Source organism: Yersinia artesiana, from assembly GCF_902726545.1.
Taxonomy (GTDB): domain Bacteria; phylum Pseudomonadota; class Gammaproteobacteria; order Enterobacterales; family Enterobacteriaceae; genus Yersinia; species Yersinia artesiana.
The window spans coordinates 1-7,617 of the sequence record NZ_CACVAD010000092.1 but is presented as its reverse complement, the minus strand read 5'-3'; the positions used below and the strand labels follow the sequence as shown (position 1 = coordinate 7,617).

Sequence of the window (7,617 nt, the reverse complement as noted above, 5' to 3'; positions counted from 1 at the left end):
GTCATTAATAATGTATAAAAAAATGATAAATATCAATCTATTATTAGATATTTATATGTTTTTTAGATCATAAATAATACAAAAAAACAGTACGCAGTGTATGATTCTTAGACTATATTTTGATCTAATTAAAAATAATTCTAATATTGTTGTGGGTAAGGAAACTAACTATGTGATGTAGCCCCCTGAAACACCAGACAGTAGCTGTATCTCCAGATAAGAGATAGGCTTGAATATATGTCTAACACTAACGCCAATTTTGAGATGACCGGGATCCTGTTAGGGCAAGAAGTCCGTAAACGTAAAACTCCTCAGGAGAAGATCGCCATTATCCAGCAGACGATGGAGCCGGGCATGAATGTCTCCCATGTCGCCCGCCTGCATGGCATCCAGCCCAGCCTGCTGTTTAAGTGGAAGAAGCAATATCAGGAAGGCAGCCTCACCGCCGTTGCGGCCGGAGAAGAAGTTGTTCCAGCTTCTGAGCTTACTGCTGCTCTGAAGCAGGTCCGGGAGCTTCAGCGCCTGCTGGGCAAGAAGACGATGGAAGTTGAGATCCTGAAAGAAGCCGTGGAGTACGCTCAGTCGCGAAAATGGATAGCGCACGCGCCCTTGTTGCCAAAGGACGGGGAATAGCCCTGGTCAGCCGCACCATGGGCGTGTCGCGTGCGCAGCTGTCACTGCGAATTAACCGTTCTGCCGACTGGCAGGACAGGCGCTGTAACCGGCGTGATGACGAAGCAGACGCTGAAATACTGTCAGAGATCCTCGATATCATCAGCGATATGCCCAGTTACGGCTATCGCCGTGTGTGGGGCATCCTGCGTACGCAACGTCGTACAGAGGGACAGCCCCCCGTGAACGCCAAACGGCTTTACCGGCTTATGAGCGAGCATAATCTGCTGCTACTGCATGACAAACCAGAGCGGTCGAAGCGTGAACATAAGGGCAAAATCGCGGTGGCAGAAAGCGATATGCGCTGGTGTTCAGATGGCTTCGAGTTCGGCTGCGACAACGGTGAGAAGCTGCGGGTCACGTTCGCGCTGGACTGCTGCGACAGAGAAGCCATAGACTGGGCAGCGAGCACAGGAGGCTACGACAGTTCGACGGTGCAGGATGTGATGCTGAGGTCGGTGGAAAAGCGCTTCGGCGACGGGCTGCCGACCACACCGGTTCAATGGCTGACGGATAACGGTTCAGCATATACCGCGCATGAAACGCGGAGGTTCGCCAGAGAGCTGAATCTGGAGCCGTGTACAACAGCGGTGAGCAGCCCGCAGAGCAATGGCATGGCCGAACGATTCGTGAAGACGATGAAGGAAGACTATATCGCGTTCATGCCAAAACCAGATGTGAGAACAGCCCTGCGAAACCTTGCAGCAGCGTTCACACATTACAATGAAAACCACCCGCACAGCGCGCTGGGATATCACTCCCCGAGGGAATATCGGCGGCAGCGGACATCGTTAACTTAAGATACAAAAGCTGTCCGGAGATGGCGGGTCAAGATCAAAGGAAACTAACTATGCACCAATTAGACATAAATGATAAATATGAAAAGATTGCTATTCTGCGTGATGAGATGAAGAAAAAAACTTCAGGGGTAATGGTAGTTGAGGGTGGGGAGGTTGGTGTCGCAAGGATATCAAACGTTGGTGTTGGAGTCGACTCTTTCTCATTTTATTGCGAAGATAGTTTTATAATAAATGAAGTCATTGAACTTAAACTGTATAGTGATATAGGTCAAATAAACATTTTATCCAAGAGCATAGGAAGATATGGTGCCCAAGGGGAATATATGGAAGCCAGCATACCTATCAAAATGATTATTACTCAACGCCGTAAAGAACGGCGATTTACCCTGAGAAAAATTGACAATTTCTATTGCTATGGTAAGTTCAGAAACGGTGAGAGCTATAGATATGATATCTCTGATATATCATTGGGGGGATGCGCTCTAATAAGTTTTCAACCAAATATGCGATTTTTAGTTGATGGAGGTATCCTGAAAAATTCAGTAATTTCCCTCCCAAAGAAGGTAAGCTTGAATATCTCATTAAGGATAGCATCTATTTCATATAACACTATCATACATGACGATAAAATAATTAATTTCGTAACTAAAATATCTTGCGAGTTTCTTTTTCAAAATGACTATCAACGTAATACCATAAATCAGGTAATATTAGACTTAACCAATAATATCCGGAAGGGACATAATAGATACTATTAGTTGAGCCTATCCGTAATTTTGTGTAACTGTCACTGTATTAAAGGTGACGGCTCAGACGGTCACTAAACTCGATTATAAAACGACTCATTGCCAGTCGCCAGTTCTGGATCGGCATATTCCATGATCCTACCCAGCAATAGTGGATACGCAATTAAGTGAGTAAACTCTCAACCAGAGGTGACTCATGACAAAACTAGCATCAACAAATAAAAAGCCCCGCAAACAGCACACGTCTGAATACCGCAACGAAGCCCTAAAGCTTGCGGAACGCATTGGCGTCGCTGCTGTCCGCCAAGCTCAGTCTTTATGAATTGCAGCTCTATACCTAGCGTAGTAAGCAACAGCAACAAATGACCTCTTCAGAACGTGAAAGTGAGGTGGCCGCAAAAAATGTCCGGTTAAAGCGACAGCTGGCGGAACAAGCTGAGGAACTGGCTATCCTCCAAAAGGCAGCGACATACTTCGCGAAGCCTGAAATGGTAATTCCTCTATTTTTAGCGGAGGCGATAAGTAGAATCAGTTCATGTAATGAATATGCTGCATCGGTGTAAAACCATTCAGTGCCATGTTCGGTCGTTCGTGATTATAGAACCATTGCCATTTTGTCGCATAGTCCTGCAATTCATTCAATGATGAAAACAGGCTCTGTCCCAGCCAGTCATAGCGTATTGTCCGGTTATAACGCTCAATATAGGCATTCTGCTAAGGTTTGCCCGGCTGAATAAAATTGAGTCGAATATCTTGCTTTTCAGCCCATGTTATCAGTGTATTACCTATATACTCTAGACTATTATCACAACGAATTGAAGCCGGTTTTCCTTTCCATTTAATGAGCTGCTCCAGCGTTCTTATGACAAGGATAGCTGGCAGGGAAAAATCAACCTCAATAGCAAGGCTTCACGATTGAAGTCATCAATCACATTGGGTAAACGGACAGCCTGGAACAAGAGTTCCGACTTCAGCTTGTTTAAGAATGGCGATGATCTGACTGTCAGTAAAACGTGATCGTTGAGCTTAGCTGCCCTTCGGGTCATAGAAATCCTTTTTAAATCAAGTTAGTAGAAAATTATACTTATGAACATACCGATTTTTCGAGGGGATTACCGATATCGATTTGAATCCCAAAATCGGCGCAAACTGGCAGAAAAAGGGAGAGCAAAAAGTTATTCCTACACCAGGAAAAAATGAAAAGCATTACCTTGCCGGGATCCTTTATGCCGGAACTGGACGAGTGGATTATGTCAGTGGGGCAAGTAAAAACTCAGATTTATTTATAAGGATGTTAAGTCATTTAAAAAGCACATATCGAAGTGCAAAAACGATCACGCTGATCGTGGACAACTACATCATTCTCAAGAATAAAAAGACGCTGAAGTGGCTGAAGGAAAATGCTAAATTTATTATTATTTATCAGCCAGTTTACTCCCCGTGAGTGAACAAAATAGAGTTGCTTTGGCTGCCGTTACACGAAACGGTAACGCGTAACCACCGTTGCCGGACAATGTGGCAATTACTGAAAAACGTCCGGCAATTTATGAAAGCCACATCACCTTTTCCCGGCAATAATCATAGGGTAAAAAAAGTGGAGCGTTAATAGGCGCAGTTATTTAGTATGCTAATTTTTTATTCAGGGAAAGCTCGTTTCACTTACCATTCGATACCCTCAAATTAAAAATTTAGAGCGATAGGAGACAATTTTGACACTGAGAAATTACCTCAACCCCTTAGACACTATTTTTAGTTGATTTTTTTATGATATCCTGATCAACAACTGTTATAAGTGAACGGGATATCAAAAAATTAATAATCTCCGTAGCCTTCGATGTGGCAGATGGATTTGTGCCAAATGTCAGTAGTTCACGTGCTGAATGGTAAGCGATCGGATATAAACCTATTTCAATTGCGTTGACCATTATCTCATAATCAATCCAGTTATCGTATATCACATTATCAAGGAAGAGAAAGTTACCTATTGGTTTTTTTATTTCCTTAGCCATTTTAGCGAACCTAAATGCCAAGTTATTTTTCCCAAGTGAACGATATATTCTTGCCAAATGGTATAAACTTTCTGCCCTGAGGGGATTTTCTTCAAAGGCCTCTAGTAAAAAAGGGATAGCATCTGAAATTCTCCCTGAACGCTCATGAATAAGGCCAATTCTAAGCAGACTAAAATACCGTTCTTCTGTGAAGCCGGACAACTTCAGGCGCAGTAGATACCATTCAATAGATCTACTATACAACTCAGACCTGTTTTTCTCATCCTGCACTGCAGCATCATGGTATGACTGTGCGCAATAAAAAGCATATCTGGGCATTAAATCTTGTTCTTTACACTGATGATATGCTGTTGCTAATATCTCTGCATCGCGATGATACTTTCTACATGTATTGTTACGCGATCCAGTACGCCCTGAAATGATGAAATGGTCGCTATTAATAGTTCCGGTATCATGGTATTTATCTTCAAGATACTCATGTAACACACCACGCCATTTGAATGATAATCCGTTGCGGACGAGTAGTTTCCTGTAATAAGTGACAGAATGTGTTTCATTACTCATTTTCAGGAAATAACTATGATGGGTTAGATTAGATGTATCAACTGTTCCCTCAATTCTGTCGTCTGCGTCGAAAAAGAGTATATAGTCAGACATGCCATCGCATCGGTTTAGTGCCAAGTTTCGGTTATGTGAAAAATCAATCCATTGATCGTGATATAATTTACCAGGTACCTTCCTTTGCGCAAAAAACTCCCTAATCAGTTTGGGAGTATTATCTGATGAACCAGTGTCACAAATGACCCACGATGAAATCGGTATTTTATCTAAAATATTAGAAAGGGTCTTTTTTATAATGTGCGATTCATCTCGCACAATCATGTTAAGGCAGATTGTGACCACAACTGTTCCTTTTTTGGAATCCGGGAGTGTGATTATATACCAATTATCTCTAATGAGGTTGAGATATATATGTTATCGACAGGGTTTATCTATGGAAGGTGCGAATAAGCGGGGAAATTCTTCTCGGCTGACTCAGTCATTTCATTTCTTCATGTTTGAGCCGATTTTTTCTCCCGTAAATGCCTTGAATCAGCCTATTTAGACCGTTTCTTCGCCATTTAAGGCGTTATCCCCAGTTTTTAGTGAGATCTCTCCCACTGACGTATCATTTGGTCCGCCCGAAACAGGTTGGCCAGCGTGAATAACATCGCCAGTTGGTTATCGTTTTTCAGCAACCCCTTGTATCTGGCTTTCACGAAGCCGAACTGTCGCTTGATGATGCGAAATGGGTGCTCCACCTTGGCCCGGATGCTGGCTTTCATGTATTCGATGTTGATGGCCGTTTTGTTCTTGCGTGGATGCTGTTTCAAGGTTCTTACCTTGCCGGGGCGCTCGGCGATCAGCCAGTCCACATCCACCTCGGCCAGCTCCTCGCGCTGTGGCGCCCCTTGGTAGCCGGCATCGGCTGAGACAAATTGCTCCTCTCCATGCAGCAGATTACCCAGCTGATTGAGGTCATGCTCGTTGGCCGCGGTGGTGACTAGGCTGTGGGTCAGGCCACTCTTGGCATCGACACCAATGTGGGCCTTCATGCCAAAGTGCCACTGATTGCCTTTCTTGGTCTGATGCATCTCCGGATCGCGTTGCTGCTCTTTGTTCTTGGTCGAGCTGGGTGCCTCAATGATGGTGGCATCGACCAAGGTGCCTTGAGTCATCATGACGCCTGCTTCGGCCAGCCAGCGATTGATGGTCTTGAACAATTGGCGGGCCAGTTGATGCTGCTCCAGCAGGTGGCGGAAATTCATGATGGTGGTGCGGTCCGGCAAGGCGCTATCCAGGGATAACCGGGCAAACAGACGCATGGAGGCGATTTCGTACAGAGCATCTTCCATCGCGCCATCGCTCAGGTTGTACCAATGCTGCATGCAGTGAATGCGTAGCATGGTTTCCAGCGGATAAGGTCGCCGGCCATTACCAGCCTTGGGGTAAAACGGCTCGATGACTTCCACCATGTTTTGCCATGGCAGAATCTGCTCCATGCGGGACAAGAAAATCTCTTTTCTGGTCTGACGGCGCTTACTGCTGAATTCACTGTCGGCGAAGGTAAGTTGATGACTCATGATGAACCCTGTTCCATGGCTCCAGATGACAAACATGATCTCATATCAGGGACTTGTTCGCACCTTCCCTATTTATTTTATCAAGTTACACATTGTTTCTTTAAAAATTACCTGAATAGAATCTAAATAGATTATATGGACATCGACCCAATGCAAGTAGAGCTGCCCTTTCCCTTACAATGTAATTACATGATCTTACCCGCCAATAGTGGACACGCGACTAAGTGAGTAAACTCTCTACCAGAGGTCGATCACATGACAAAATCCGTATCAACCAGTAAGAAGCCACGTAAGCAACATACGCCTGAATTTAGCAACGAAGCCCTAAAGCTTGCGGAACGCATTGGCGTCGCTGCTGTCCGCCAAGCTCAGTCTTTATGAATTGCAGCTCTATACCTAGCGTAGTAAGCAACAGCAACAAATGACCTCTTCAGAACGTGAAAGTGAGGTGGCCGCAAAAAATGTCCGGTTAAAGCGACAGCTGGCGGAACAAGCTTAGGAACTGGCTATCCTCCAAAAGGCAGCGACATACTTCGCGAAGCGCCTTAAATGAAGTATGTCTTTATTGAAAAACATCAGGCTGAGTTCAGCATCAAAACTATGTGTCGCGTCCTCCGGGTGGCCCGCAGCGGCTGGTATGTCTGGTGTAGTGGATCACAAAATCAGGACACTGGAATAACCTGTTTCCATTTTTCCTCATGCAAACATGGGGGTAAACCGCCGTTGTTGGTGTGAGGTCGATATGCATTGTAGTAACCATTTATCCATTGGTTTATATCGCTCACTGCATGACTAAAATAACCATACCCCCCTTTCGGGATCCATTCGCTTTTAAGGCTGCGAAAGACCCTTTCCATAGGGGAATTATCCAGGCAGTTCCCTCTGCGGCTCATGCTTTGTATTACGCCATAGTGCCAGAGCAACTTTCTGTATTTGTTGCTTTTATATTGAACGCCTTGATCTGAATGGAACAGTAGACACCCATTATGTGATCGTGTTTCCAGCGCATTACGCAAGGCTCTACATACCAGAGCTGCATCAGCGGTTAATGAAAGTGCTGAACCGATAATTCGGCGTGAATATAAATCAACGACAAGCGCCAGATAGCACCATTTTCCCTGCAGGCGAATAAAACTGATATTGTAAGTATCCCTGTTTTAGTTCCAGACACTTTTTGAGGTTTCCGGTTTTTGACCTCCTCCCAATATCCGTACCAGGCTAAACTAGAGATCCGGACCTTTTTGATGACTTCGGGCAAATTCTGCCG

At 44.6% G+C, this 7,617-nt stretch carries 5 protein-coding genes and 5 pseudogenes; 5 read left to right on the top strand and 5 right to left on the bottom strand.

From position 1 onward, the window contains the following. Nucleotides 1–264: 264 nt before the first annotated feature. From HU019_RS19830 to HU019_RS19820, 3 genes and pseudogenes are all read left to right on the top strand, one after another. Nucleotides 265–1,472, top strand: a protein-coding gene (locus HU019_RS19830) for an IS3 family transposase (protein ID WP_174850133.1) whose coding sequence is annotated in 2 segments (ribosomal slippage) — nucleotides 265–586 and nucleotides 586–1,472 — 1,209 coding nt in all. Because the reading frame shifts where the segments join, the coding sequence is not laid out codon by codon here. 50 nt (nucleotides 1,473–1,522) lie between these two features. Beyond that, nucleotides 1,523–2,230 (top strand): PilZ domain-containing protein, encoded by a 708-nt coding sequence (locus HU019_RS19825; protein ID WP_008814940.1) that lies wholly within the window; start codon nucleotides 1,523–1,525, stop codon nucleotides 2,228–2,230. 184 nt (nucleotides 2,231–2,414) lie between these two features. Continuing rightward, nucleotides 2,415–2,702: pseudogene (locus HU019_RS19820) on the top strand (IS3 family transposase); the annotation flags it as partial. Nucleotides 2,703–2,746: 44 nt separating this feature from the next. On the opposite strand, the pseudogene HU019_RS19815 reads toward HU019_RS19820, so the two are convergent. Next, nucleotides 2,747–3,171: pseudogene (locus HU019_RS19815) on the bottom strand (integrase core domain-containing protein); the annotation flags it as partial. Nucleotides 3,172–3,317: 146 nt separating this feature from the next. On the opposite strand from HU019_RS19815, the pseudogene HU019_RS20380 reads away from it, so the two are divergent. Further along, a pseudogene (locus HU019_RS20380) lies at nucleotides 3,318–3,824 on the top strand (IS630 family transposase); the annotation flags it as partial. Between the two features lie 130 nt (nucleotides 3,825–3,954). On the opposite strand, the gene HU019_RS19805 reads toward HU019_RS20380, so the two are convergent. Together HU019_RS19805 and HU019_RS19800 are read right to left on the bottom strand one after the other, a co-directional pair. Beyond that, on the bottom strand, nucleotides 3,955–5,130 hold the full coding sequence (locus HU019_RS19805; protein ID WP_008814938.1) for a tetratricopeptide repeat-containing glycosyltransferase: 1,176 nt from the start codon (nucleotides 5,128–5,130) through the stop codon (nucleotides 3,955–3,957). A 239-nt stretch (nucleotides 5,131–5,369) separates the two neighbouring features. Further along, a complete protein-coding gene (locus HU019_RS19800) occupies nucleotides 5,370–6,350 on the bottom strand; it encodes an IS5-like element IS5 family transposase (protein ID WP_000019402.1) in 981 nt (326 codons plus the stop codon). Between the two features lie 255 nt (nucleotides 6,351–6,605). Between HU019_RS19800 and HU019_RS19795 the strand changes: the two are divergent. Further along, nucleotides 6,606–6,998 (top strand): annotated as a pseudogene (locus HU019_RS19795) (IS3 family transposase); the annotation flags it as partial. 14 nt (nucleotides 6,999–7,012) lie between these two features. Here the strand turns inward: HU019_RS19795 and HU019_RS19790 are convergent. Both HU019_RS19790 and HU019_RS20215 read right to left on the bottom strand, forming a co-directional pair. Next, nucleotides 7,013–7,492 (bottom strand): annotated as a pseudogene (locus HU019_RS19790) (IS3 family transposase); the annotation flags it as partial. Beyond that, on the bottom strand, nucleotides 7,396–7,617 hold a 222-nt coding region (locus HU019_RS20215; RefSeq protein ID WP_217450952.1), incomplete at its 5' end, for a hypothetical protein. The pseudogene HU019_RS19790 and the gene HU019_RS20215, both read right to left, overlap by 97 nt.

What these genes read in the sequence shown, in the direction of transcription:
- HU019_RS19825 (WP_008814940.1), top strand. Translation starts at nt 1,523, where the DNA reads ATGCACCAATTAGACATAAATGATAAATATGAAAAGATTGCTATTCTG.
- HU019_RS19800 (WP_000019402.1), bottom strand. Translation starts at nt 6,350, where the DNA reads ATGAGTCATCAACTTACCTTCGCCGACAGTGAATTCAGCAGTAAGCGC.